The following is a 1,252-nucleotide window of genomic DNA, read 5'->3' on the forward strand; positions in this document are numbered from 1 at the left end:
CTGTTATTTATTTTCCAATTCATTGAACCTGAGTAATCGGCAACATAAACAATATCTACAGGTTCGTGGCCACCTTTAATTCTACCCGATACAGCCTTATTGGCTATAACTACTTGATCGTTAAATCTAGTCCAAGTTTCATATTTAAACCAAGAGTCATGCGTTGTTTTTACAGTAACCAAATATTTGAAGTATTCTAATTTATAATCAGGTATTAGCTCGCCCCTATTTATAACTTTTTCAGCATCGCTTCTACTAATACCAATTGATAGCTTTTTACTATCATCCACATAGTGCTGAACCCAAATTTTGGCTACATCATTAGCACTTCGGCCATTTCGCTGCTTTTCATTCACATTAAAGCCTTTCGTCACACCATCATTTGCTGATATAGCAATAGCAGCAGCTTCTGATGCATCTCCTAATCGAGCTTTTTTCCCTATATACCTTGAGCCTTCAATGGCTAATGCCCCTAACGACATGATTGCACCGATTAAAAAGATGAACCATATTGCAGCAGCGCCAAGCTGTTTATTATGACTAAAGCGCATACCTACCTTCCTATAAACGTTGACTGCACTTGAAGAACACGGCTATTTTTGGCCTTACCACTTATCACGTTTTCAAACCATGCAGGAATCTGTTGGCATACAGTCACTTGATAGACGGGCGCTTTTTTTTCGGTTTTTTCCAAAGTGATATCAAACTTATCGCTTAACATTTGATCAGGCTTACAACTTATTACTTGTGAAATTGTTGATCGTATCTGTGTTGATGGTTGCCCTTGGACCCTTTGATCTACAACAACTGATACTTGACTATTATTTTTAATATTTAAAAGTCTAACCGCTAACAAGTGCAATTTATTGACTTCATCAAGAGTTACTTTTTCTTTTTTTTGATAAAAAAGCGTTCGCTCTTTTAAAACACTGACGAGAGAATAGCTCACTCTTTCTAACTGACTTTTCCTGATTTGCTGGTAACCTAAATCAAAACAAAAATAGAGTGCAGCACACATTCCAATGAGCACAAACGCCATTTCAATTGAGAAAACACCACCTTGCTTGTTAATTTTTTGCATAGTTGTGTCTCTCAAACTCATCAATTACAAGTGCATGCCTCTTAATTACAGAACTAAATCCTCCCCAAGGGAAGAAGACAGGTCGATATGAGTAATTTATTTCAAATAAGCTAAATGCATTATTTTTCCAATTACTGGAGCCAACACCTTGCGGATTATCTGATATAAGAT

At 36.5% G+C, this 1,252-nt stretch carries 3 protein-coding genes; all 3 read right to left on the reverse strand.

The window, feature by feature from the left end; translation table 11 throughout:
- A partial coding sequence (locus ASV53_RS24065) for a pilus assembly protein TadG-related protein (protein WP_239928906.1) occupies window positions 1-551 on the reverse strand: 551 nt, incomplete at its 3' end.
- A gap of 2 nt (window positions 552-553) precedes the next feature.
- Entirely contained in the window at window positions 554-1,081 is a 528-nt protein-coding gene (gene tadF / locus ASV53_RS24070; protein ID WP_189337962.1) for a tight adherence pilus pseudopilin TadF, read from the reverse strand.
- Window positions 1,068-1,252 (reverse strand): hypothetical protein (locus ASV53_RS25885; protein ID WP_205049236.1); only part of this gene is annotated, 185 nt, incomplete at its 5' end. The genes ASV53_RS25885 and tadF, both read right to left, overlap by 14 nt.

This window comes from Photobacterium sanguinicancri, assembly GCF_002265265.1.
In the GTDB taxonomy this organism is placed as follows: domain Bacteria; phylum Pseudomonadota; class Gammaproteobacteria; order Enterobacterales; family Vibrionaceae; genus Photobacterium; species Photobacterium sanguinicancri.